A 21,308-nucleotide genomic window follows, 5' to 3' on the forward strand; every position below is an offset into this window, starting at 1 on the left:
CGCCGCCGTTTCGGCACAGGCGCACACTTTGCCGCAGGGCAGCAGCAAGCCCTATACTCGACCGTTTTCCGCCCGCCCAGCGAGGCCGTTGTAGGGAGCCTGTAAAAGCGTTAGCGAGGCAGCTAGCGCAAGGCGAAAGTAGGCGAAGAATGCACTGGGCCCGCATGCGGGTTTACGAGCTGTAAATGAGCATTCTGAGCCGGCTTTCAACGCAGCGCTTGCAACGCAGATAGCTTTTTTGAGGTTCCCTAAGTGGACAAGATTCTGATTCGTGGGGCTCGCACCCACAACCTGAAGAACATCGACCTGACCCTGCCGCGTGACAAGCTGATCGTGATCACCGGTCTGTCCGGTTCCGGCAAATCTTCCCTGGCCTTCGACACGCTGTACGCCGAAGGCCAGCGCCGTTACGTCGAGTCGCTGTCGGCTTACGCCCGGCAGTTCCTGTCGATGATGGAAAAGCCCGATGTCGACACCATCGAAGGCTTGTCACCGGCAATTTCCATCGAACAGAAATCCACCTCGCACAACCCGCGCTCGACCGTCGGCACCATCACCGAAATCTACGATTACCTGCGCCTGCTGTATGCCCGCGCCGGTATTCCGCGCTGCCCGGACCATGACGTGCCGCTCGAGGCGCAAACCGTCAGCCAGATGGTCGACCAGGTGTTGGCGCTGCCGGAAGGCCGCAAGCTGATGCTGCTGGCGCCGGTGGTCCGCGAGCGTAAGGGCGAACATCTGTCGGTGTTCGAGGAACTGCGCGCCCAGGGCTTCGTCCGCGCACGGGTCAACGGCAAGCTGCATGAGCTGGACGAGCTGCCCAAGCTGGACAAGCAGAAGAAGCACTCCATCGACGTGGTGGTGGACCGCTTCAAGGTCCGTGAGGATCTGCAGCAGCGTCTGGCCGAGTCTTTCGAGACCGCCCTCGGCCTGGCCGACGGCATCGCCCTGATTGCTCCCATGGATGATGAGCCGGGCGAAGAGATCATCTTCTCCGCGCGCTTCGCCTGCCCGCACTGCGGCCACTCGATCAGCGAGCTGGAACCCAAGCTGTTCTCCTTCAACAACCCGGCCGGCGCCTGCCCGACCTGCGACGGCCTGGGCGTGAAGCAGTTCTTCGACGCCAAGCGCCTGGTCAATGGCGAGCTGACCCTGGCCGAAGGCGCCATACGCGGCTGGGACCGGCGCAACGTCTACTACTTCCAGATGCTCGGCTCGCTGGCCGCACACTATGGTTTCAGCCTCGAAGAGCCCTTCGACGACCTGGCCGCCGAACACCAGAAAGTCATTCTGTTCGGCAGCGCTACGCAGAGCGTCGACTTCAAGTACCTCAACGACCGCGGCGACATCGTCAAACGTTCGCACCCCTTCGAGGGCATCATTCCCAACCTCGAACGCCGCTACCGCGAGACCGAGTCGACCAGCGTGCGCGAGGAGCTGGCCAAGTTCCTCAGCACCCAGCCCTGCCCCGATTGCCGTGGCACGCGCCTGCGCCGCGAAGCGCGACATGTCTGGGTCGGCGAGAAGACCCTGCCGGCGGTGACCGGCCTGCCGGTCGGCGATGCCTGCGATTACGTCGCCAACCTGCACCTGACCGGGCGGCGCGGCGAGATCGCCGAGAAGATCCTCAAGGAAATCCGCGAACGTCTGCAGTTCCTGGTCAACGTCGGCCTCGATTATCTGACCCTGGATCGCAGCGCCGACACCCTGTCCGGCGGCGAAGCGCAGCGCATCCGCCTGGCCAGCCAGATCGGCGCCGGCCTGGTGGGCGTGATGTACATCCTCGATGAGCCCTCCATCGGCCTGCACCAGCGCGACAACGAGCGCCTGCTGGGCACCCTTAACCACCTGCGCAACCTGGGCAATACGGTGATCGTGGTCGAGCACGACGAGGACGCCATCCGCATGGCCGATTACGTGGTCGATATCGGTCCGGGCGCCGGTGTGCATGGCGGCCGCATCGTCGCCGAAGGCACGCCGGACGAGGTGATGAATCACCCCGACTCGCTGACCGGCAAATACCTGTCAGGCCGCGAGAAGATCCGCTATCCGGCGCAGCGCACACCGCGCGACAAGAAGAAACTGCTCAAGCTCAAGGGCGCACGCGGCAACAACCTGCGCAATGTCGACCTGGAAATTCCAGTGGGCTTGCTCACCTGCGTCACCGGCGTGTCTGGTTCGGGTAAATCGACACTGATCAACAACACCCTGTTCCCACTGACCGCCACCGCGCTGAACGGTGCCACCACCCTGGAAGCGGCGCCGCACGATTCCTTCGACGGCCTGCAACACCTGGACAAGGTGGTCGACATCGACCAGAGCCCGATCGGTCGCACCCCGCGCTCCAACCCGGCCACCTACACCGGCCTGTTCACGCCGATCCGCGAGCTGTTCGCCGGCGTGCCGGAATCGCGCTCGCGCGGTTATGGCCCGGGCCGTTTCAGCTTCAACGTCAAGGGCGGGCGCTGCGAGGCGTGCCAGGGCGACGGCGTGATCAAGGTGGAGATGCACTTTTTGCCGGACATCTACGTGCCCTGCGACGTGTGCAAGGGCAAGCGCTACAACCGCGAAACCCTGGAAGTGAAGTACAAGGGCAAGAGCATCACCGAGGTGCTGGACATGACCATCGAGGAAGCCCGCGCCTTCTTCGACGCCGTGCCGGCCATCGCCCGCAAGCTGCAGACGCTGATGGACGTCGGCCTGTCCTATATCAAGCTGGGGCAGAGCGCGACCACCCTGTCCGGCGGCGAGGCGCAGCGGGTCAAGCTGAGTCGCGAGCTGAGCAAGCGCGACACCGGCAAGACCCTGTACATCCTCGACGAGCCGACCACCGGCCTGCACTTTGCCGATATCCAGCAACTGCTCGACGTGCTGCACCGTCTGCGCGACCACGGCAACACCGTGGTGGTGATCGAGCACAACCTGGACGTGATCAAGACCGCCGACTGGCTGGTCGATCTCGGCCCCGAGGGCGGCTCCAAGGGTGGGATGATCATCGCCACCGGCACACCGGAAGAGGTGGCCGCCAACCCGGCCTCGCATACCGGGCACTTCCTCAAGCCGCTGCTGGAACGCGACCGCGCCTGAAACGAAAGAGCCCCGCACATGCGGGTAATGCTGTTCACTTAAGGTTGCACACGTTTGGCTCCCCTCTCCCATTTATGGGAGAGGGGCTGGGGGAGAGGGCAGAAAACACCGCAAAACTGCCAGTTTCCCCCTCTCCCTAACCCTCTCCCCAGAGGGGCGAGGGGACTGATCGAGCTCAACCGTTTCTTAAGTGAACAGCATTACCGCACATGCGGGGCTCTTTTTGGGCAAGTCAGCTTACATCTGGCTTTGCAGGTACTTCTCCAGCCCCAGCTTGTCGATTAGCTGCAACTGAATCTCCAGCCAATAGGCGTGGTCTTCCTCGGTATCCTTGAGCTGTGCCAGGAGGATGTCGCGAGTCTGGTAATCCTGATGCTTCTCGCACAGTTCGATACCCTTGCTCAGGGCCGCGCGCACTTCGTACTCCAGCGCCAGATCCAGCTTCAGCGCCTCAGGCACGGTCTGCCCGAAGGAGAAGGCGTTGGGCACCATATCCGGCACACCCTCGAGGAAGATGATGCGCTTGAGCAGCGCGTCGGCGTGCTGGGTTTCCTCTTCCATCTCGTGGTTGATGCGCTCGTAGAGCTTGCTGAAACCCCAGTCCTCATACAGCCGCGAATGGATGAAATACTGGTCACGAGCGGCCAGCTCACCTTTGAGCAGATGCTTGAGATAGTCGACGACTTCGGTATGGCCTTTCATGCCGGGCATTCCTTGTAGCATTCATGAACAAGTGGCAATGCTCCGCCTGACGCGGGGTTCGGTCAAGCAAAAGCACAACGCCTCCGCGAGGGAGGCGTTGCGTTACCGCTCAGTGAAGCGTCAGGCCAGATCGAAACGATCCAGGTTCATCACCTTGGTCCAGGCCGCGACGAAGTCCTTGATGAACTTCTGCTGGCCGCCGTCCTGGGCATACACCTCGGCATAGGCGCGCAGCACCGAGTTGGAACCGAACACCAGGTCGGCACGGCTGGCCGTGTACTTCTTCGCCCCGGTCTTGCGCTCCAGCACATCGAAGCCCTCGCCACTGGGTTTCCACTCCAGGTCCATGCTCAGCACATTGACGAAGAAGTCATTGCTCAGCACGCCCACCTTGTCGGTGAACACACCCCGCAGGCTGCCATCCCAGTTGGCGCCCAGCACACGCAGGCCACCGAGCAGCGCGGTCATCTCCGGCGCGGTCAGCGTCAGCTGCTGAGCCTTGTCGATCAGCAGCACCTCGTCGCCGATATCGATACCATCGGCCTTCCAGTTACGGAAGCCATCGGCCGGGCCACGCAGGTATTCAACGCTGTGCACGTCGGTCTGCTCCTGCGAGGCATCGACGCGACCAGCGGCGAACGGCACCTCGATCGACGTACCGGCAGCACTAGCGGCCTGCTCGACGCCGAGATTACCGGCCAGGACGATCAGGTCGGCCAGAGACAGGCGAGTCGAAGCCTGGATGCCCTCGATCTTGGCCAGCGCGGCAACCGCGATCTTGTTCACCGCCCAGCCGCGCTGCGGTTGCAGCGCCAGGCGCGCACCGTTGGCACCGCCGCGCTTGTCGCCACCCCGGAAGGTGGCCGCCGAGGCCCAAGCCAGGGAAACCAGTTCGGATACGCTCAGGCCCAGCGCCGCGATCTTCGCTTTGGCATCGGCAATGTCGGCAGCAGACGGCAGCGGGCCGGCTGGCGGCAGCGGGTCTTGCCAGATCAGGTCTTCCTTCGGCACTTCCGGGCCGAGGTAGCGAGCCTTTGGCCCCATGTCGCGGTGGGTCAGCTTGAACCAGGCGCGGGCGAAGGCTTCGCTGAACGCCTGCGGGTCGTTGAGGAAACGCCGCGAGATTTTCTCGAAGGCCGGATCGAAACGCAGGGTCAGGTCGGTGGTGAGCATGGTCGGCTTGTGCTTGACCGCCGGATCGAAAGGATCAGGGATGATCTCCGGGGCATCCTTGGCCACCCACTGGATCGCGCCGGCCGGCGACCTGACTTGCTCCCATTCGTACTGGAACAGGTTCTCAAAGAAGTAGTTGCTCCACTGGGTCGGCGTTTGCGTCCAGGTGACTTCGATCCCCGAGGTAATGGCGTCCTTACCCTTGCCACTGCCATAGCCGCTGAACCAGCCCAGGCCCTGCTGCTCGATGGGAGCGGCTTCCGGGTCGGGACCGATCTTGTCGCCCGGCACCGCGCCGTGCGTCTTGCCCAGGGTGTGGCCACCGGCGATCAGGGCGACGATTTCCTCGTCGTCCATCGCCATGTTGCCGAAGGTGGCACGGATGAACGGCGCCGCCGACAGCGGATCGCCACTGGCTTCCGGGCCTTCCGGGTTGACGTAGATCAGGCCCATTTCGGTGGCCGCCAGAGGGCTGTCTTTCAGCGCCTCGCTACGACGGTGCTTGAGCCATTCCTTTTCCGTGCCCCAGTTGACGTCGTTATCCGGCTCCCAGGTGTCCGCGCGCCCGGCAGCGAAGCCGAAGGTACGGAAACCCGAAGACTCCAGGGCAACGTTGCCGGCCAGCATGAACAGGTCGGCCCAGCTGATCTTCTGTCCATACTTCTGCTTCACCGGCCACAGCAGGCGACGAGCCTTGTCCAGGTTGGCGTTGTCCGGCCAGGCGCCCAGCGGCGCAAAACGCTGCTGACCACGACCCGCACCACCCCGGCCATCAACCAGACGGTACGTGCCGGCGCCATGCCAGGCCATGCGGATGAACAGACCGACGTAGCTGCCCCAGTCGGCCGGCCACCACTCCTGCGAATCGGTGAGTACCTTGCGGATGTCACCCTTGAGGGCGGAATAGTCGATCTTCTTAAATTCTTCGGCGTAGTTGAATGTCTCGCCCAGCGGGTTGGAGCGCTCGGAATGCTGGTTCAGCAGATCCACACGCAACTGATTCGGCCACCAATCCAGATTGGTCGTCCCCTGGCCTGCGACATGATACGGGCATTTACCTGTGTTCGACATGCTTCTCTCCTTCTCCTCATCGTGTCGGTTCCAACGGCTGTGGCCGACAATGAAAGAAGAGTAGTCCTGCACTTACGGAAGAGCCAATATATGAAACACAACGACAAGATAGTCATTTTCTTTCGATAGACGCCCGGACGCGTCCAAACCGAGCACCACCGCAACAGGAGAAAAGCCAGGATTTTTCCGCCGCAAAAACAAACGCCCCAACACTGTTGGGGCGTTTGTCGTTGCCTTGGCCTGAACTGGCTGCTTGACGCAGGCCGGCTCGGCGTAGGGAACAGAGACTTACTCGGCAGCTTCTACCGAACCGCCGACCGGACGGTCGACCAGTTCAACGTAAGCCATCGGAGCGTTGTCGCCAGCGCGGAAGCCGCACTTGAGGATGCGCAGGTAGCCGCCGTTACGGGTGGCGTAGCGCTTGCCCAGATCGTTGAACAGCTTGCCGACGATGGCTTTCGAACGGGTACGATCGAAGGCCAGACGACGATTGGCAACGCTGTCTTCCTTGGCCAGGGTGATCAGCGGCTCGGCAACGCGACGCAGTTCCTTGGCTTTCGGCAGGGTAGTTTTGATCAGCTCGTGCTCGAACAGCGAGACCGCCATGTTCTGGAACATGGCCTTGCGGTGAGCGCTGGTGCGGCTGAGGTGACGGCCACTTTTACGATGACGCATGGTTCAATTCCTTACCAAACTTGTTCGTTCGGTGATGATGACGATCAGGCAGTGGCCTTATCGTCTTTCTTCAGACTTGCCGGCGGCCAGTTGTCGAGGCGCATACCGAGGGACAGACCGCGAGAAGCCAGAACATCCTTGATTTCGGTCAGGGATTTCTTGCCCAGGTTCGGGGTTTTGAGCAGCTCTACTTCGGTGCGCTGAATCAGATCACCGATGTAGTAGATGTTCTCTGCCTTGAGGCAGTTGGCCGAACGTACGGTCAGTTCCAGGTCATCGACAGGACGCAGCAGGATCGGATCGATCTCGTCTTCCTGCTCGACCACCACTGGCTCACTGTCACCTTTGAGGTCGACGAACGCGGCCAGCTGCTGCTGCAGGATGGTCGCGGCACGACGGATAGCCTCTTCAGGGTCCAGGGTACCGTTGGTTTCCAGGTCGATAACCAGTTTGTCCAGGTTGGTGCGCTGCTCGACACGGGCGTTTTCCACCACGTAAGCAACCCGACGCACAGGGCTGAACGAAGCATCCAGCTGCAAGCGACCAATGCTGCGGCTTTCATCTTCGTCGCTCTGACGCGCGTCAGCCGGCTCATAGCCGCGACCACGAGCCACGGTGAGCTTCATGTTCAGCGCGCCATTGGAAGCCAGGTTGGCGATAACGTGGTCGCCATTGACGATTTCGACATCGTGATCCAGCTGAATATCGGCAGCGGTAACTACGCCCGGGCCCTTCTTAGCCAGAGTCAGGGTCACTTCGTCACGGCCGTGCAGCTTGATAGCCAGACCTTTCAGGTTGAGCAGGATCTCGATGACATCTTCCTGCACACCTTCGATCGCGGAGTACTCATGGAGTACGCCATCGATCTCGGCCTCGACTACTGCACAGCCAGGCATGGAGGACAACAGGATGCGACGCAGCGCGTTGCCCAGGGTATGGCCAAAGCCACGCTCGAGAGGCTCGAGGGTGATCTTGGCGCGGGTCGGACTGACCTCCTGCACATCAATGTGACGGGGGGTCAGGAACTCATTTACCGAAATCTGCATGGATGCACCTATTTTCTAGCCCTTACTTGGAGTAGAGCTCGACAATCAGGCTCTCGTTGATGTCAGCGGACAGATCGCTACGAGCCGGTACGTTCTTGAACACACCAGACTTCTTCTCAGCGTCTACTTCTACCCACTCAACACGGCCGCGCTGGGCGCAGAGCTCAAGAGCCTGAGCGATGCGCAGCTGGTTCTTCGATTTCTCGCGAACAGCAACGACGTCGCCAGCTTTAACCTGGTAGGACGGTACGTTTACGGTCTGACCGTTGACGCTGATTGCTTTGTGCGAAACCAGCTGACGGGATTCGGCACGGGTAGCACCAAAGCCCATACGGTAAACCACGTTATCCAGACGGCACTCCAGCAGTTGCAGCAGGTTTTCGCCGGTGGCGCCCTTCTGGCTGGCAGCTTGCTTGTAGTAACCGCTGAACTGACGCTCCAGAACGCCGTAGATACGACGGACCTTTTGCTTTTCACGCAGCTGGGTGCCGTAGTCGGACTGGCGACCGCGACGCTGACCGTGAATACCGGGAGCTGCTTCGATGTTGCACTTAGATTCAAGCGCGCGAACACCACTCTTCAGGAAGAGATCGGTGCCTTCACGGCGAGACAGTTTGCACTTGGGACCAATGTAACGAGCCATTTCTCACTGTCTCCTGTTTACACGCGACGCTTCTTCGGCGGACGGCACCCGTTGTGCGGGATAGGCGTCACGTCGGTGATGCTGGCGATTTTGTAGCCGCAGGCGTTCAGAGCACGCACGGCAGATTCGCGACCCGGACCTGGGCCCTTGACGTTGACGTCGAGGTTCTTCAGGCCATACTCCAGCGCAGCCTGACCAGCGCGCTCGGCGGCGATCTGAGCAGCGAACGGAGTGGACTTACGCGAACCGCGGAAACCCGAACCACCAGAGGTAGCCCAGGACAGGGCGTTACCCTGACGGTCGGTAATGGTCACGATAGTGTTGTTGAAAGACGCGTGGATGTGGGCGATGCCATCAACCACCGTCTTTTTGACTTTTTTACGAGTACGAGCAGCAGGTTTTGCCATGACTAAATTCCTGTCGATTCGCGAATGCGATTACTTGCGGATCGGCTTACGCGGGCCCTTACGGGTGCGAGCGTTGGTCTTGGTGCGCTGACCGCGAACCGGCAGACCTTTACGATGACGCAGGCCGCGGTAGCAACCCAGATCCATCAAGCGCTTGATCTTCATATTCACTTCACGACGCAGGTCGCCTTCGGTATTCACCTTGGCTACTTCGCCACGCAGCTGTTCGATCTGCTCGTCAGTCAGATCCTTGATTTTCGCAGCCGGATTTACACCGGTAGCGGCACAGATTTTCTGTGCAGTGGTGCGACCAACACCGTAGATGTAGGTCAGCGAGATAACAGTGTGCTTGTTATCCGGAATGTTAACGCCTGCAATACGGGCCATTCAGTGGAACTCCAATTGACAGCTACCTACGCCCCGGAAGCCAAGAAATAGGGCGCGAGATATTAACGCTGTAAAAACAAATAATCAACCCGGCAGCGCACTAGCTGCCGGGCTTATCACGCGTGGTTCACACTCAGCCTTGGCGCTGCTTGTGACGCGGCTCTGCGCTGCAGATCACCCGCACGACACCTTCGCGACGGATAATTTTGCAGTTACGGCACAGCTTTTTCACCGATGCACGAACTTTCATTACCAACTCCTCGAACCTTACGGGTGGATCAGCGGAGCATGCCGCTGCCATAGCCCTTCAGGTTGGCTTTCTTCATCAGGGAATCGTACTGGTGAGACACGAGGTGCGATTGCACTTGGGACATGAAGTCCATTACAACCACGACCACGATCAGCAACGAGGTCCCGCCAAGGTAGAACGGAACGTTGGCCGCCACCACCAGGAACTGGGGCAGCAGGCACACGGCCGTCATGTACAGAGCACCGAACATGGTCAAGCGGGTCAGAACGCCATCGATATAGCGCGCCGACTGCTCGCCCGGACGAATGCCCGGAATAAAGGCACCGGACTTCTTCAGGTTTTCCGCTACGTCTTTCGGGTTGAACATCAGCGCTGTATAGAAGAAGCAGAAGAAAATGATCCCTGCACTAAACAGCAGAATGTTCAACGGCTGACCAGGAGCGATAGCCTGCGAAATGTCCTGCAGCCAGCCCAAACCCTCGGACTGACCGAACCAGGCACCCAGCGAGGCCGGGAACAGCAGAAGGCTGCTGGCGAAGATGGCCGGGATTACGCCCGCCATGTTCACCTTCAACGGCAGGTGGCTGGTCTGCGCAGCGAAGACCTTGCGGCCCTGCTGACGCTTGGCATAGTGCACCGCAATGCGACGCTGACCACGCTCGATGAACACCACGAAACCGATGATCGCTACTGCCAGCAGGCCGATGGCGATCAGAGCGAAGATGTTGATATCGCCCTGACGAGCAGACTCGAAAGACTGCCCGATTGCCGACGGCAGACCGGCCACGATGCCTGCAAAAATCAGCATCGAGATACCGTTGCCGACACCGCGCTCGGTGATTTGCTCGCCCAGCCACATCATGAACATCGCGCCCGCCACGAAGGTGGTGATCGCCACGAAGTGGAAGCCGAAATCGCCCGAGAACGCTACGCCCTGGCTCGCCAGACCAACGGACATGCCGATGGCCTGAACGAATGCCAGGACGAGAGTGCCGTAGCGGGTGTACTGGCTGATCTTGCGACGGCCAGCTTCACCTTCCTTCTTCAACTGCTCCAGCTGCGGGCTGACGGCAGTCATCAGCTGCATGATGATCGATGCCGAGATGTACGGCATGATCCCCAGTGCAAAGATGCTCATCCGCTCCAGCGCGCCGCCGGAAAACATGTTGAACAAGCTAAGAATGGTCCCCTCATTCTGCCGGAACAGATCCGCCAGTCGGTCTGGGTTGATGCCAGGAACCGGGATGTGCGCACCTATCCGGTAGACGATGATCGCCAGGAACAGGAAACGCAGACGAGCCCAGAGTTCGGACAACCCGCCACCTGCCAGCGCTGAGAGAGCACCTTGCTTAGCCATTTAGTCCTCGAACTTACCGCCAGCCGCGATGATAGCCGCACGCGCACCCTTGGTGGCGGCGATACCTTTCAGGGTGACCGCACGGGTAACCTCACCGGACAGCATGACTTTCACACGCTGTACGTGATGGCCTACCAGATTGGCATCCTTCAGAGCCTGCAGAGTTACAACACCCTCTACCTTGTTCAGCTCGGAGGTACGCACTTCAGCGCGATCCATAGCCTTCAGGGAGACGAAGCCGAACTTCGGCAGACGGCGGTGCAGCGGCTGCTGACCACCCTCGAAGCCCGGAGCGATGGAACCACCGGAGCGGGAGGTTTGACCTTTGTGGCCACGGCCACCAGTCTTACCCAGACCGCTACCGATGCCACGGCCCGGACGGTGCTTCTCGCGACGGGCACCCGGCGCGGAACGCAGATCGTTCAGTTGCATGATTAACCCTCCACCTTCAGCAGGTAGTAAGCCTTGTTGATCATGCCGCGGTTTTCCGGAGTATCCAGAACCTCTACGGTGTGACCGATGCGACGCAGGCCCAGGCCCTTGACGCAAGCTTTGTGATTGGCCAGGCGGCCATTGGTGCTCTTGATCAGAGTCACTTTGACGGTATTAGCCATGGTTAGAGAATCTCCTCGACGCTCTTGCCACGCTTGGCTGCAACGGAATCCGGAGACTGCATGGTCTTCAGACCCTTGAAGGTGGCATGTACCACGTTCACCGGGTTGGTCGAGCCGTAGCACTTGGCCAGAACGTTCTGCACACCTGCCACTTCCAGCACGGCACGCATGGCGCCGCCGGCGATGATACCGGTACCTTCAGAAGCCGGCTGCATGTACACCTTGGAGGCGCCATGAGCGGACTTGATCGGATACTGCAGAGTGGTGCCGTTCAGATCCACCTGGATCATGTTGCGACGCGCAGCTTCCATCGCTTTCTGGATGGCGGCCGGCACTTCACGGGACTTGCCGCGGCCGAAACCAACGCGACCCTTGCCATCACCCACCACGGTCAGCGCGGTGAAGGTGAAGATACGGCCGCCTTTTACGGTCTTGGCAACGCGGTTCACCTGAACCAGCTTCTCGATGTAGCCTTCGTCGCGCTTTTGGTCGTTATTTGCCATAACTTAGAACTCCAGCCCGCCTTCACGAGCAGCATCAGCCAGCGCCTTGACGCGGCCGTGGTACTTGAAGCCAGAACGGTCGAATGCCACCTGGGTTACACCAGCGGCTTTCGCACGCTCGGCAACCAGCGCACCAACTTTCTTGGCTGCGTCGATGTTGCCGGTGGCGCCATCACGCAGTGCTTTGTCCAAGGTAGAGGCGCTGGCCAGAACCTTGCTGCCGTCGGCCGAGATGACCTGGGCGTAGATGTGTTGCGAAGAGCGGTACACGCACAGACGCACGGCTTCGAGCTCGTGCATTTTCAGGCGTGCTTTGCGAGCGCGACGCAGACGAGTAACTTTTTTGTCGGTCATTTTTCAGCCCCTTACTTCTTCTTGGCTTCTTTACGACGGACAACCTCATCCGCGTAACGAACGCCTTTGCCCTTGTAGGGCTCAGGACGACGGAAGTCACGGATTTCCGCAGCCACCTGACCCACCAGTTGCTTGTCGATACCCTTGATCAGGATTTCGGTCTGGTTCGGGGTTTCGGCCACGACGCCTGCCGGCAGTTCGTAGTCGATCGGGTGGGAGAAGCCCAGCGCGAGGTTCAGCACCTGGCCTTTGGCCTGGGCTTTGTAGCCCACGCCGACCAGCTGCAGCTTACGCTCGAAGCCCTGACTGACACCGATCACCATGTTGTTGACCAGAGCACGAGTGGTGCCGGCCATGGCGCGGTTCTGCTGATCGCCATTACGGGCGGCGAAACGCAGTTCGCTGCCTTCCTGGATCACTTCCACGGAGGAGTGAACGTTCAGTTCGAGGGTGCCCTTGGCGCCCTTGACCGAGAGCTGCTGACCGGCGAGTTTGATCTCGACACCGACAGGCAGCACAACGGGGTTCTTAGCAACGCGAGACATGCTTATCCCCCCTTAGAACACGGTGCAAAGCACTTCGCCGCCGACACCGGCAGCGCGCGCAGCGCGATCCGTCATCACACCTTTGTTGGTGGAGACGATGGAAACACCGAGACCGCCGCGTACCTTCGGCAGGTCATCGACGGATTTGTACTGACGAAGGCCAGGACGGCTCACGCGCTTGACTTCCTCGATGACCGGACGGCCTTCGAAGTATTTCAGCTCGATGGACAGTTGTGGCTTGGCTTCACCATTGACTTCATAACCCGCAATGTAACCTTCGTCTTTCAGAACTTTGGCTACTGCTACCTTCAGAGTGGAAGAAGGCATGCTTACGACGGACTTTTCAGCCATCTGGGCATTACGGATACGAGTTAGCATGTCCGCTAACGGGTCCTGCATACTCATGGGCTAGACGCTCCTGATACAAAAAGAACAGCCCGAAGGCTGTGGGATCATCCAAAAGCTCGGCATCAAAATACCAGGCTCAGGAGAGCCGGACATTCTAGAGACCGAGCAAAAATGAAGCAAGCCCCAAAAGGGGCTTGTTCATAAAAAGACAAAACCGGCACAAGGCCGGTTTTGTTTGTTGCTTACCAGCTGGCTTTCACCAGGCCCGGTACGTCACCACGCATGGCAGCTTCGCGCAGCATGTTACGCGACAGACCGAACTTGCGGTAAACGCCGTGCGGACGGCCGGTGATGCGGCAGCGGTTGCGCAGGCGCGAGGCGCTGGCGTCACGCGGCTGCTTCTGCAGTGCGACCTGAGCTTCCCAACGCGCTTCCGGACTGGTGTTCGGATTGGCGATGGTAGCTTTCAGCTCGGCACGCTTCTTGGCGTACTTGGCAACCGTTTGCTGACGCTTCAGCTCGCGGTTCTTCATGCTTGTCTTGGCCATTGTCCAGGACTCCGATCAGTTGCGGAACGGGAAGTTGAAAGCACGCAGCAGAGCGCGGCCTTCATCATCGTTACGGGCAGTGGTAGTCAGGGTGATGTCCAGACCACGCAGCGCATCGATTTTGTCGTAATCGATTTCCGGGAAGATGATCTGCTCTTTCACGCCCATGCTGTAGTTGCCACGGCCGTCGAAGGACTTGGCATTCAGGCCGCGGAAGTCACGCACGCGCGGCAAGGAGATGGACAGCAGACGATCCAGGAACTCATACATACGCTCGCGACGCAGAGTGACCTTGACGCCAATCGGCCAACCTTCACGAACCTTGAAACCTGCGATCGACTTGCGGGCATGAGTCACAACGACTTTCTGACCGGTGATCTTCTCGAGGTCGGCAACGGCGTTCTCGATGACTTTCTTGTCACCGATCGCTTCGCCCAGGCCCATGTTCAGGGTGATCTTGGTGATGCGCGGAACTTCCATCACGTTGGCCAGCTTCAGTTCTTCCTTCAGCTTGGGCGCGATTTCCTTCCGGTAAATCTCTTTCAGTCGTGCCATGGTATTTACCTACGGATTCTCAAGCGCCAACCGGCTTCTGGGTGGACTTGAAGACACGAATTTTCTTGCCGTCTTCGACTTTGAAGCCAACGCGGTCAGCCTTGTTGGTCTCAGAGTTGAAGATGGCAACGTTGGAAGCGTGCAGCGGCGCTTCTTTCTCGACGATACCGCCTTGAACGCCCGACATCGGGTTCGGCTTGGTATGACGCTTCACCAGGTTGATGCCACCGACGACCAGACGGTCGTCAGCGAGAACCTTGAGCACCTTACCGCGCTTACCTTTGTCTTTGCCGGCGATCACGATGATCTCGTCGTCACGACGAATCTTTTGCATGTCGGATCTCCTTAAAGCACTTCAGGGGCGAGCGAGACGATCTTCATGAACTTCTCGGAACGCAGTTCACGGGTCACTGGCCCGAAGATACGGGTACCGATCGGCTCTTGCTTGTTGTTCAGCAGAACAGCAGCGTTGCCGTCGAAGCGGATGATCGAACCGTCGGCACGGCGAACGCCGTGACGGGTACGAACGACCACTGCGGTCATGACCTGACCTTTCTTCACTTTGCCGCGCGGAATTGCTTCCTTGACGGTGACCTTGATGATGTCGCCGATGCCGGCGTAGCGACGATGCGAGCCGCCCAGCACCTTGATGCACATAACGCGACGTGCACCACTGTTGTCAGCCACATCGAGCATGGATTGAGTCTGAATCATAAAATTTCTCCGACCCCTAGCCCTTAGACGTCAACGGCGCGTTCAACGACTTCAACCAGAGCCCAGGACTTGGTCTTGGACTGCGGACGGGTTTCGCGAATGGAAACCTTGTCGCCGATCTTGCACTGGTTGCTTTCGTCGTGAGCGTGCAGTTTGGTCGAACGCTTGACGTATTTACCGTAGATCGGGTGCTTGACGCGACGCTCGATCAGAACGGTGATGGTCTTGTCCATCTTGTCGCTGACAACACGGCCGGTCAGCGTACGGACTGTTTTTTCAACTTCGGCCATGATCACTTACCTGCCTGCTGGCTGAGGACAGTCTTGACGCGAGCGATGTCGCGCTTCACTTGCGAGAGCAGGTGAGACTGCCCCAGCTGGCCAGTCGCCTTCTGCATACGCAGATTGAACTGGTCGCGCAGCAGCTCGAGCAGTTGCTCGTTCAGCTGTTGTGCGCTTTTTTCACGAAGTTCGGTCGCTTTCATCACATCACCGTCCGCTTAACAAAGGTGGTGGCGAGCGGCAGCTTTGCAGCAGCCAGGGCGAATGCCTCGCGCGCCAGCTCTTCGGATACGCCTTCGATCTCGTACAGGACCTTGCCTGGCTGGATCTGGGCTACCCAGTATTCAACGCCACCCTTACCTTTACCCATACGCACTTCGAGAGGCTTCTTGGTAACCGGCTTGTCCGGGAAGACGCGGATCCAGATCTTGCCGCCACGCTTAACGTGACGGGTCAGAGCACGACGAGCGGACTCGATCTGACGAGCGGTGAGACGACCGCGGGCGACAGACTTCAGCGCGAATTCGCCGAAGCTGACCTTGCTACCGCGCTGAGCCAGACCACGGTTGTGGCCGGTCATCTGCTTGCGGAACTTCGTACGCTTTGGTTGCAACATGATGCGTACTCCTTATTTCTTAGCAGCTTTACGAGGAGCGGGCGCTTGCGGCTTCAGCTCTTCAGTGCGGCCACCAATGACCTCACCCTTGAAGATCCAAACCTTGACGCCGATCACACCGTAAGTGGTGTGCGCTTCGTAGGTGGCGTAATCGATATCGGCACGCAGGGTGTGCAGAGGCACACGACCTTCGCGATACCACTCGGTACGGGCAATTTCAGCGCCGCCAAGACGACCGCTCACCTGGATCTTGATGCCTTTGGCACCAATGCGCATGGCGTTCTGTACAGCGCGCTTCATGGCGCGACGGAACATAACGCGACGCTCCAGCTGCTGAGCTACGCTCTGCGCAACCAGCATACCGTCGAGCTCCGGCTTGCGGATCTCTTCGATGTTGATGTGCACCGGCACACCCATTTGCTTGGTCAGGTCCTGACGCAGCTTCTCAACATCTTCACCTTTCTTGCCGATCACGATGCCGGGACGAGCGGTGTGGATGGTGATGCGTGCGGTTTGAGCCGGACGAGCGATGTCGATACGGCTAACGGACGCGCTTTTTAGTTTGTCTTGCAGGTATGCACGAACCTTCAGGTCGGCATTCAGGTAGTCGGCGTAATTGCGACCATCTGCGTACCAGACCGAAGTGTGATCCTTGACGATTCCCAGGCGGATGCCAACGGGATGTACTTTCTGACCCATCTGATCGACTCCGTTACTTGTCCGCAACCTTGACAGTGATATGGCAAGACCGCTTGACGATGCGATCAGCACGGCCTTTGGCACGCGGCATGATGCGCTTAAGCGAACGCCCTTCGTTGACGAAAACGGTGCTGACCTTCAGGTCATCAACGTCTGCGCCTTCGTTGTGCTCGGCGTTGGCAACGGCCGACTCCAGCACTTTCTTCATGATCTCGGCGGCTTTCTTGCTGCTGAAAGCCAGCAGGTTGAGCGCTTCGCCCACCTTCTTCCCGCGGATCTGGTCGGCGACCAGGCGAGCTTTCTGGGCGGAGATGCGAGCGCCCGACAACTTAGCGGCTACTTCCATTTCCAAACCCCTTAACGCTTGCCTTTCTTGTCGGCAACGTGACCACGATAGGTACGAGTACCGGCAAATTCGCCCAGTTTGTGGCCGACCATGTCTTCGTTCACGAGAACCGGGACATGCTGACGACCGTTATGCACAGCGATGGTCAGACCGACCATCTGCGGCAGGATCATGGAACGACGCGACCAGGTTTTAACCGGCTTGCGATCGTTCTTTTCCACCGCCGCTTCGACCTTCTTCAGTAGGTGAAGATCGATAAAAGGACCTTTTTTCAGAGAACGTGGCACTGTCGTATCCCTCTATTTACTTGCGACGACGGACGATCATGTTGTCGGTGCGCTTGTTAGCACGGGTCTTCGCGCCCTTGGTCGGGAAGCCCCATGGCGACACCGGATGACGACCACCGGAGGTACGACCTTCACCACCACCGTGCGGGTGATCAACCGGGTTCATGGCAACACCACGAACAGTCGGACGAACGCCACGCCAGCGCCTGGCACCAGCCTTACCCAGCGAACGCAGGCTGTGCTCGGAGTTCGAGACTTCGCCCAGGGTCGCACGGCACTCAGCCAGGACTTTGCGCATTTCGCCGGAGCGCAGACGCAGAGTCACATAAGCACCTTCACGCGCGACCAGCTGAGCGGAAGCACCAGCGGAACGAGCGATCTGCGCGCCTTTGCCCGGCTTCAATTCGATACCGTGAACGGTCGAACCCACCGGAATGTTGCGCAGCTGCAGGCTGTTGCCCGGCTTGATCGGCGCCATGTTGCCCGCAACCAGCTGATCGCCAGCCACCACACCCTTCGGCGCGATGATGTAGCGACGCTCGCCGTCAGCGTACTTCAGCAGAGCGATGTGAGCAGTACGGTTCGGATCGTATTCCACGCGTTCGACGGTGGCAGGAATGCCATCCTTGTCGTTGCGACGGAAGTCGACCAGACGGTAATGCTGCTTGTGACCACCACCGATATGACGGGTGGTGATGCGGCCGTTGTTGTTACGACCGCCAGACTTCGACTTCTTCTCGAGCAGCGGAGCGTACGGAGCGCCTTTGTGCAGCTCCTGATTGACCACCTTGACCACAAAACGGCGGCCAGCGGAAGTCGGTTTGCATTTAACGATTGCCATGATGCACCCCTTCCTTACTCAGCACTGCTGGTGAAATCGAGATCTTGGCCCGGCTGAAGGGAGATAACTGCCTTCTTCCAGTCGTTACGCTTGCCCAGACCGCGAGCGGTGCGCTTGCTTTTGCCCAGAACGTTCTGGGTAGTCACGCGCTCAACCTTCACGTTGAACAGGCTTTCGACGGCCTTCTTGATTTCCAGCTTGGTCGCATCGGTAGCGACTTTGAAAACGAACTGACCTTGCTTGTCAGCCAGAACCGTGGCCTTCTCGGAGATGTGCGGGCCAACCAGCACTTTGAATACGCGTTCCTGGTTCATCCCAGCAGCTCCTCGAATTTCTTCACGGCCGAAACAGTGACCAGCACTTTTTCGTACGCGATCAGGCTGACCGGATCGGAACCCTGAACGTCACGTACGTCGACGTGCGGCAGGTTGCGGGCAGCCAGGTACAGGTTCTGATCAACGGCGTCGGAGACGATCAGCACGTCATTCAGGCCCAGGCCATTGAGTTTGGCCAACAGTTCTTTGGTTTTCGGAGCTTCGACAGCGAAGTCTTCAACCACCACCAGACGATCGCTACGGACCAGCTCAGCAAGAATCGAACGGATCGCAGCGCGATACATCTTCTTGTTCAGCTTCTGATCATGGTTACGGGTGGACGCTGCGAAGGTCACACCACCGCCACGCCAGATCGGACCACGAGTGGTACCGGCACGAGCACGACCAGTGCCCTTCTGACGCCATGGGCGCTTACCGCCACCAGCGACATCGGCACGGGACTTCTGACCTTTGGTACCTTGACGACCGCCAGCCATGTAGGCCACGACTGCTTGGTGAACCAGGGTCTCGTTGAACTCGCCACCGAAGGTCGCGTCGGACACTTCAATCGCCTGAGCGCCATTTACATTCAATTGCATCTCAGATTCTCCCCTTACGCCTTGACAGCCGGACGAACGATAACGTCGCCGCCAGTAGCGCCCGGAACGGCACCCTTGACCAGCAACAGATTACGCTCGGCGTCTACGCGAACGACTTCCAGGGACTGCACGGTCACGCGCTCAGCGCCCAGATGACCGGACATCTTTTTGCCCTTGAATACACGACCCGGGGTCTGACACTGACCGATGGAACCCGGAACACGGTGAGAAACGGAGTTACCGTGGGTGTTGTCCTGGCCGCGGAAGTTCCAACGCTTGATGGTACCGGCGAAGCCTTTACCTTTGGACTGACCGGTGACATCCACCAGCTGACCAGCTTGGAAAATTTCAGCGTTGATCAGATCGCCGACCTGGTAGTCGCCTTCTTCAAGACGGAATTCCAGAACGGTACGACCTGCCGCGACGTTCGCCTTGGCGAAGTGACCGGCCTGAGCCTTGCTGACGCGCGAGGCGCGACGCTCACCGACAGTGACCTGCACTGCGCGGTAGCCATCGGACTCCTCGTTTTTGAACTGGGTGACGCGATTCGGCTCGATCTCAATGACCGTAACCGGAATGGAGACACCTTCCTCGGTGAAAATGCGGGTCATGCCGCACTTACGACCGACTACACCAATAGTCATGTTGTAAACCTCATGAGTGTACGGGGCTTTCACCCGCTATGGCCGCCCATTTCAGAGCGTTACACGACTAAAACCGCCAGGTTTTAGCCGAGGCTGATCTGCACTTCCACGCCTGCCGCAAGGTCGAGCTTCATCAGCGCGTCAACGGTTTTATCCGTCGGCTGGACGATGTCCAGAACACGCTTATGAGTGCGGATTTCGTACTGATCACGCGCGTCTTTGTTGACGTGCGGAGATATCAGAACGGTATACCGCTCCTTACGAGTAGGCAGAGGAATCGGACCACGCACCTGAGCACCAGTACGTTTCGCGGTTTCCACGATTTCCTGGGTAGATTGATCGATCAGGCGATGGTCAAAAGCCTTCAACCGAATACGGATTTGTTGGTTTTGCATTTTGACCTCAGATTCCAAGCTGCTAATCCCCACAGACGGACTACGCCCGCTCGAGGGAGGCGCAATTGTACGGATGCCCCCTGGGGGTGTCAACTTTTAACCAGTTCAAAAAATCACCGGCAGTGATTTTTGACGTCTCCCCGCGACGGCCCGAAGGGTCGCCCGCCAGGGATGGCGGAGACAAAAGAAAAGGGCCCCGAAGGGCCCTTTTCTTTCAAGCGGATCGTCGATTACTCGATGATCTTGGCAACCACGCCGGCACCAACGGTACGACCACCTTCGCGAATTGCGAAGCGCAGGCCGTCCTCCATGGCGATCGGCTTGATCAGGGTGACAACCATCTTAATGTTGTCGCCCGGCATTACCATCTCAACGCCTTCCGGCAGTTCGCACGAACCGGTTACGTCAGTGGTACGGAAGTAGAACTGCGGACGGTAGCCCTTGAAGAACGGGGTGTGACGACCACCTTCTTCCTTGGACAGTACGTACACTTCAGCTTCGAACTTGGTGTGCGGCTTGATGGTGCCCGGCTTGGCCAGAACCTGACCACGCTCAACCTCATCACGCTTGGTGCCGCGCAGCAGCACGCCGCAGTTCTCACCAGCACGACCTTCGTCCAGCAACTTGCGGAACATCTCAACGCCGGTGCAGGTGGTTTTGGTGGTCGGACGCAGACCAACGATTTCGATTTCTTCCTGGACCTTGACGATACCGCGCTCAACACGACCGGTCACTACAGTACCGCGGCCGGAGATCGAGAACACGTCTTCGATCGGCATCAGGAACGGCTTGTCGATGGCACGAACCGGCTCCGGAATGTAGGTATCCAGAGTCTCGACCAGCTTCTTGACAGCAGAAGTGCCCAGCTCGTTGGTGTCTTCGCCATTCAGAGCCATCAGCGCGGAGCCGATGATGATCGGAGTGTCGTCACCCGGGAAGTCGTAGGTGCTCAGCAGGTCGCGAACTTCCATCTCGACCAGTTCCAGCAGCTCAGCGTCGTCAACCATGTCAGCCTTGTTCAGGAAGACAACGATGTACGGTACGCCTACCTGACGGGACAGCAGGATGTGCTCACGGGTTTGCGGCATGGGGCCGTCGGCAGCCGAGCAGACCAGGATCGCGCCGTCCATCTGGGCAGCACCGGTGATCATGTTCTTCACGTAGTCGGCGTGGCCCGGGCAGTCAACGTGCGCGTAGTGACGAATGTTGGAGTCGTACTCTACGTGCGCGGTGTTGATGGTGATACCACGAGCTTTTTCTTCCGGAGCGCTGTCGATCTTGTCGAAGTCAACCTTGGCCGAACCGAA

The 21,308-nt window shown here is 59.2% G+C and carries 32 protein-coding genes; 1 reads left to right on the forward strand and 31 read right to left on the reverse strand.

The annotated features are described in order from the left end of the window. Positions 1 to 252: 252 nt before the first annotated feature. On the forward strand, positions 253 to 3,087 hold the full coding sequence (gene uvrA, locus DBO86_RS11480) for an excinuclease ABC subunit UvrA (RefSeq protein ID WP_108233738.1): 2,835 nt from the start codon (positions 253 to 255) through the stop codon (positions 3,085 to 3,087). A 237-nt stretch (positions 3,088 to 3,324) separates the two neighbouring features. Here uvrA and bfr read toward each other — a convergent pair whose 3' ends face one another. The 31 genes from bfr to tuf form a co-directional block, all read right to left on the reverse strand. Beyond that, positions 3,325 to 3,789: a bacterioferritin gene (gene bfr, locus DBO86_RS11485; RefSeq protein WP_074858054.1), complete on the reverse strand. Its 465-nt coding sequence runs from the start codon at positions 3,787 to 3,789 to the stop codon at positions 3,325 to 3,327. Between the two features lie 120 nt (positions 3,790 to 3,909). Continuing rightward, positions 3,910 to 6,033: a catalase/peroxidase HPI gene (gene katG / locus DBO86_RS11490; protein WP_074858052.1), complete on the reverse strand. Its 2,124-nt coding sequence runs from the start codon at positions 6,031 to 6,033 to the stop codon at positions 3,910 to 3,912. A 288-nt stretch (positions 6,034 to 6,321) separates the two neighbouring features. Then, a complete protein-coding gene (rplQ, locus tag DBO86_RS11495) occupies positions 6,322 to 6,708 on the reverse strand; it encodes a 50S ribosomal protein L17 (protein ID WP_003243945.1) in 387 nt (128 codons plus the stop codon). A 44-nt stretch (positions 6,709 to 6,752) separates the two neighbouring features. Beyond that, positions 6,753 to 7,754: a DNA-directed RNA polymerase subunit alpha gene (locus DBO86_RS11500; RefSeq protein WP_003463273.1), complete on the reverse strand. Its 1,002-nt coding sequence runs from the start codon at positions 7,752 to 7,754 to the stop codon at positions 6,753 to 6,755. Positions 7,755 to 7,776: 22 nt separating this feature from the next. Next, a complete protein-coding gene (rpsD, locus tag DBO86_RS11505) occupies positions 7,777 to 8,397 on the reverse strand; it encodes a 30S ribosomal protein S4 (protein WP_024309654.1) in 621 nt (206 codons plus the stop codon). Between the two features lie 17 nt (positions 8,398 to 8,414). Then, entirely contained in the window at positions 8,415 to 8,804 is a 390-nt protein-coding gene (gene rpsK, locus DBO86_RS11510; RefSeq protein ID WP_003243933.1) for a 30S ribosomal protein S11, read from the reverse strand. A 30-nt stretch (positions 8,805 to 8,834) separates the two neighbouring features. Next, complete coding sequence (gene rpsM / locus DBO86_RS11515) at positions 8,835 to 9,191, reverse strand: 30S ribosomal protein S13 (RefSeq protein ID WP_012019780.1); 357 nt, start codon at positions 9,189 to 9,191, stop codon at positions 8,835 to 8,837. Positions 9,192 to 9,324: 133 nt separating this feature from the next. Next, positions 9,325 to 9,441, reverse strand: a complete 117-nt coding sequence (gene rpmJ / locus DBO86_RS11520; RefSeq protein WP_002555468.1) for a 50S ribosomal protein L36 — start codon at positions 9,439 to 9,441, stop codon at positions 9,325 to 9,327. Positions 9,442 to 9,469: 28 nt separating this feature from the next. After that, positions 9,470 to 10,798, reverse strand: coding sequence for a preprotein translocase subunit SecY (gene secY, locus DBO86_RS11525; protein ID WP_017675609.1), 1,329 nt, complete (start codon positions 10,796 to 10,798; stop codon positions 9,470 to 9,472). Beyond that, positions 10,799 to 11,230, reverse strand: a complete 432-nt coding sequence (rplO, locus tag DBO86_RS11530; protein ID WP_003463279.1) for a 50S ribosomal protein L15 — start codon at positions 11,228 to 11,230, stop codon at positions 10,799 to 10,801. A gap of 2 nt (positions 11,231 to 11,232) precedes the next feature. After that, complete coding sequence (gene rpmD / locus DBO86_RS11535) at positions 11,233 to 11,412, reverse strand: 50S ribosomal protein L30 (RefSeq protein ID WP_003243922.1); 180 nt, start codon at positions 11,410 to 11,412, stop codon at positions 11,233 to 11,235. Between the two features lie 2 nt (positions 11,413 to 11,414). After that, on the reverse strand, positions 11,415 to 11,915 hold the full coding sequence (rpsE, locus tag DBO86_RS11540; RefSeq protein ID WP_084342128.1) for a 30S ribosomal protein S5: 501 nt from the start codon (positions 11,913 to 11,915) through the stop codon (positions 11,415 to 11,417). A 3-nt stretch (positions 11,916 to 11,918) separates the two neighbouring features. Beyond that, on the reverse strand, positions 11,919 to 12,269 hold the full coding sequence (rplR, locus tag DBO86_RS11545) for a 50S ribosomal protein L18 (protein ID WP_003463284.1): 351 nt from the start codon (positions 12,267 to 12,269) through the stop codon (positions 11,919 to 11,921). Positions 12,270 to 12,280: 11 nt separating this feature from the next. Further along, positions 12,281 to 12,814 carry a 50S ribosomal protein L6 gene (gene rplF, locus DBO86_RS11550; protein ID WP_108233739.1) on the reverse strand — a complete coding sequence of 178 codons (534 nt, stop codon included), beginning with the start codon at positions 12,812 to 12,814 and terminating at the stop codon, positions 12,281 to 12,283. A 12-nt stretch (positions 12,815 to 12,826) separates the two neighbouring features. Further along, on the reverse strand, positions 12,827 to 13,219 hold the full coding sequence (rpsH, locus tag DBO86_RS11555) for a 30S ribosomal protein S8 (RefSeq protein ID WP_003243915.1): 393 nt from the start codon (positions 13,217 to 13,219) through the stop codon (positions 12,827 to 12,829). A gap of 185 nt (positions 13,220 to 13,404) precedes the next feature. Further along, positions 13,405 to 13,710, reverse strand: a complete 306-nt coding sequence (gene rpsN / locus DBO86_RS11560) for a 30S ribosomal protein S14 (RefSeq protein ID WP_108233740.1) — start codon at positions 13,708 to 13,710, stop codon at positions 13,405 to 13,407. A 15-nt stretch (positions 13,711 to 13,725) separates the two neighbouring features. After that, entirely contained in the window at positions 13,726 to 14,265 is a 540-nt protein-coding gene (gene rplE / locus DBO86_RS11565; protein ID WP_003243911.1) for a 50S ribosomal protein L5, read from the reverse strand. Between the two features lie 19 nt (positions 14,266 to 14,284). Continuing rightward, positions 14,285 to 14,599, reverse strand: a complete 315-nt coding sequence (gene rplX, locus DBO86_RS11570) for a 50S ribosomal protein L24 (RefSeq protein WP_003463290.1) — start codon at positions 14,597 to 14,599, stop codon at positions 14,285 to 14,287. Positions 14,600 to 14,610: 11 nt separating this feature from the next. Then, the gene (gene rplN / locus DBO86_RS11575) at positions 14,611 to 14,979 is read right to left on the reverse strand and encodes a 50S ribosomal protein L14 (protein ID WP_003243907.1); all 369 of its coding nucleotides are present in this window, start codon (positions 14,977 to 14,979) and stop codon (positions 14,611 to 14,613) included. 23 nt (positions 14,980 to 15,002) lie between these two features. Beyond that, positions 15,003 to 15,269 (reverse strand): 30S ribosomal protein S17, encoded by a 267-nt coding sequence (rpsQ, locus tag DBO86_RS11580; RefSeq protein WP_013717345.1) that lies wholly within the window; start codon positions 15,267 to 15,269, stop codon positions 15,003 to 15,005. Between the two features lie 2 nt (positions 15,270 to 15,271). Further along, positions 15,272 to 15,463, reverse strand: coding sequence for a 50S ribosomal protein L29 (gene rpmC / locus DBO86_RS11585; RefSeq protein WP_003243902.1), 192 nt, complete (start codon positions 15,461 to 15,463; stop codon positions 15,272 to 15,274). Continuing rightward, on the reverse strand, positions 15,463 to 15,876 hold the full coding sequence (gene rplP, locus DBO86_RS11590; protein WP_003243901.1) for a 50S ribosomal protein L16: 414 nt from the start codon (positions 15,874 to 15,876) through the stop codon (positions 15,463 to 15,465). The genes rpmC and rplP overlap by 1 nt, the downstream gene beginning before the upstream one ends. 12 nt (positions 15,877 to 15,888) lie before the next feature. Further along, positions 15,889 to 16,575, reverse strand: a complete 687-nt coding sequence (gene rpsC / locus DBO86_RS11595) for a 30S ribosomal protein S3 (RefSeq protein WP_003243898.1) — start codon at positions 16,573 to 16,575, stop codon at positions 15,889 to 15,891. Positions 16,576 to 16,588: 13 nt separating this feature from the next. Further along, complete coding sequence (gene rplV, locus DBO86_RS11600; RefSeq protein ID WP_003103908.1) at positions 16,589 to 16,921, reverse strand: 50S ribosomal protein L22; 333 nt, start codon at positions 16,919 to 16,921, stop codon at positions 16,589 to 16,591. Positions 16,922 to 16,932: 11 nt separating this feature from the next. Continuing rightward, complete coding sequence (gene rpsS, locus DBO86_RS11605) at positions 16,933 to 17,208, reverse strand: 30S ribosomal protein S19 (protein ID WP_003243896.1); 276 nt, start codon at positions 17,206 to 17,208, stop codon at positions 16,933 to 16,935. A 16-nt stretch (positions 17,209 to 17,224) separates the two neighbouring features. After that, positions 17,225 to 18,049, reverse strand: coding sequence for a 50S ribosomal protein L2 (gene rplB, locus DBO86_RS11610; RefSeq protein ID WP_108233741.1), 825 nt, complete (start codon positions 18,047 to 18,049; stop codon positions 17,225 to 17,227). Between the two features lie 14 nt (positions 18,050 to 18,063). Then, complete coding sequence (gene rplW, locus DBO86_RS11615; protein ID WP_104730406.1) at positions 18,064 to 18,363, reverse strand: 50S ribosomal protein L23; 300 nt, start codon at positions 18,361 to 18,363, stop codon at positions 18,064 to 18,066. Then, complete coding sequence (gene rplD, locus DBO86_RS11620; RefSeq protein ID WP_108233742.1) at positions 18,360 to 18,962, reverse strand: 50S ribosomal protein L4; 603 nt, start codon at positions 18,960 to 18,962, stop codon at positions 18,360 to 18,362. Before rplD ends, rplW begins: the two co-directional genes overlap by 4 nt. Before the next feature lie 14 nt (positions 18,963 to 18,976). Beyond that, positions 18,977 to 19,606: a 50S ribosomal protein L3 gene (gene rplC, locus DBO86_RS11625; protein ID WP_108233743.1), complete on the reverse strand. Its 630-nt coding sequence runs from the start codon at positions 19,604 to 19,606 to the stop codon at positions 18,977 to 18,979. Positions 19,607 to 19,689: 83 nt separating this feature from the next. Next, positions 19,690 to 20,001 (reverse strand): 30S ribosomal protein S10, encoded by a 312-nt coding sequence (gene rpsJ / locus DBO86_RS11630; RefSeq protein WP_003243886.1) that lies wholly within the window; start codon positions 19,999 to 20,001, stop codon positions 19,690 to 19,692. A 230-nt stretch (positions 20,002 to 20,231) separates the two neighbouring features. After that, a partial coding sequence (gene tuf / locus DBO86_RS11635) for an elongation factor Tu (protein WP_108233587.1) occupies positions 20,232 to 21,308 on the reverse strand: 1,077 nt, incomplete at its 5' end.

The sequence above is a fragment of the Ectopseudomonas oleovorans genome (assembly GCF_003052605.1).
GTDB classification, from domain to species: Bacteria; Pseudomonadota; Gammaproteobacteria; order Pseudomonadales; family Pseudomonadaceae; genus Aquipseudomonas; species Aquipseudomonas oleovorans_A.

What these genes read in the sequence shown, in the direction of transcription:
- bfr (WP_074858054.1), bottom strand. Translation starts at nt 3,789, where the DNA reads ATGAAAGGCCATACCGAAGTCGTCGACTATCTCAAGCATCTGCTCAAA.
- rpsH (WP_003243915.1), bottom strand. Translation starts at nt 13,219, where the DNA reads ATGAGTATGCAGGACCCGTTAGCGGACATGCTAACTCGTATCCGTAAT.
- rplX (WP_003463290.1), bottom strand. Translation starts at nt 14,599, where the DNA reads ATGCAAAAGATTCGTCGTGACGACGAGATCATCGTGATCGCCGGCAAA.
- rpsQ (WP_013717345.1), bottom strand. Translation starts at nt 15,269, where the DNA reads ATGGCCGAAGTTGAAAAAACAGTCCGTACGCTGACCGGCCGTGTTGTC.
- rpsM (WP_012019780.1), bottom strand. Translation starts at nt 9,191, where the DNA reads ATGGCCCGTATTGCAGGCGTTAACATTCCGGATAACAAGCACACTGTT.
- rplR (WP_003463284.1), bottom strand. Translation starts at nt 12,269, where the DNA reads ATGACCGACAAAAAAGTTACTCGTCTGCGTCGCGCTCGCAAAGCACGC.
- rpmJ (WP_002555468.1), bottom strand. Translation starts at nt 9,441, where the DNA reads ATGAAAGTTCGTGCATCGGTGAAAAAGCTGTGCCGTAACTGCAAAATT.
- rpsJ (WP_003243886.1), bottom strand. Translation starts at nt 20,001, where the DNA reads ATGCAAAACCAACAAATCCGTATTCGGTTGAAGGCTTTTGACCATCGC.
- rplW (WP_104730406.1), bottom strand. Translation starts at nt 18,363, where the DNA reads ATGAACCAGGAACGCGTATTCAAAGTGCTGGTTGGCCCGCACATCTCC.
- rplC (WP_108233743.1), bottom strand. Translation starts at nt 19,606, where the DNA reads ATGACTATTGGTGTAGTCGGTCGTAAGTGCGGCATGACCCGCATTTTC.
- rpsE (WP_084342128.1), bottom strand. Translation starts at nt 11,915, where the DNA reads ATGGCAAATAACGACCAAAAGCGCGACGAAGGCTACATCGAGAAGCTG.
- rplF (WP_108233739.1), bottom strand. Translation starts at nt 12,814, where the DNA reads ATGTCTCGCGTTGCTAAGAACCCCGTTGTGCTGCCTGTCGGTGTCGAG.
- rplE (WP_003243911.1), bottom strand. Translation starts at nt 14,265, where the DNA reads ATGGCACGACTGAAAGAGATTTACCGGAAGGAAATCGCGCCCAAGCTG.
- rpmD (WP_003243922.1), bottom strand. Translation starts at nt 11,412, where the DNA reads ATGGCTAATACCGTCAAAGTGACTCTGATCAAGAGCACCAATGGCCGC.
- rplB (WP_108233741.1), bottom strand. Translation starts at nt 18,049, where the DNA reads ATGGCAATCGTTAAATGCAAACCGACTTCCGCTGGCCGCCGTTTTGTG.
- rplO (WP_003463279.1), bottom strand. Translation starts at nt 11,230, where the DNA reads ATGCAACTGAACGATCTGCGTTCCGCGCCGGGTGCCCGTCGCGAGAAG.
- DBO86_RS11500 (WP_003463273.1), bottom strand. Translation starts at nt 7,754, where the DNA reads ATGCAGATTTCGGTAAATGAGTTCCTGACCCCCCGTCACATTGATGTG.
- rpsN (WP_108233740.1), bottom strand. Translation starts at nt 13,710, where the DNA reads ATGGCCAAGACAAGCATGAAGAACCGCGAGCTGAAGCGTCAGCAAACG.
- rplQ (WP_003243945.1), bottom strand. Translation starts at nt 6,708, where the DNA reads ATGCGTCATCGTAAAAGTGGCCGTCACCTCAGCCGCACCAGCGCTCAC.
- rpsC (WP_003243898.1), bottom strand. Translation starts at nt 16,575, where the DNA reads ATGGGTCAGAAAGTACATCCCGTTGGCATCCGCCTGGGAATCGTCAAG.
- rplV (WP_003103908.1), bottom strand. Translation starts at nt 16,921, where the DNA reads ATGGAAGTAGCCGCTAAGTTGTCGGGCGCTCGCATCTCCGCCCAGAAA.
- rpsD (WP_024309654.1), bottom strand. Translation starts at nt 8,397, where the DNA reads ATGGCTCGTTACATTGGTCCCAAGTGCAAACTGTCTCGCCGTGAAGGC.
- rplN (WP_003243907.1), bottom strand. Translation starts at nt 14,979, where the DNA reads ATGATTCAGACTCAATCCATGCTCGATGTGGCTGACAACAGTGGTGCA.
- rplP (WP_003243901.1), bottom strand. Translation starts at nt 15,876, where the DNA reads ATGTTGCAACCAAAGCGTACGAAGTTCCGCAAGCAGATGACCGGCCAC.
- rplD (WP_108233742.1), bottom strand. Translation starts at nt 18,962, where the DNA reads ATGCAATTGAATGTAAATGGCGCTCAGGCGATTGAAGTGTCCGACGCG.
- secY (WP_017675609.1), bottom strand. Translation starts at nt 10,798, where the DNA reads ATGGCTAAGCAAGGTGCTCTCTCAGCGCTGGCAGGTGGCGGGTTGTCC.
- katG (WP_074858052.1), bottom strand. Translation starts at nt 6,033, where the DNA reads ATGTCGAACACAGGTAAATGCCCGTATCATGTCGCAGGCCAGGGGACG.
- rpsK (WP_003243933.1), bottom strand. Translation starts at nt 8,804, where the DNA reads ATGGCAAAACCTGCTGCTCGTACTCGTAAAAAAGTCAAAAAGACGGTG.
- rpmC (WP_003243902.1), bottom strand. Translation starts at nt 15,463, where the DNA reads ATGAAAGCGACCGAACTTCGTGAAAAAAGCGCACAACAGCTGAACGAG.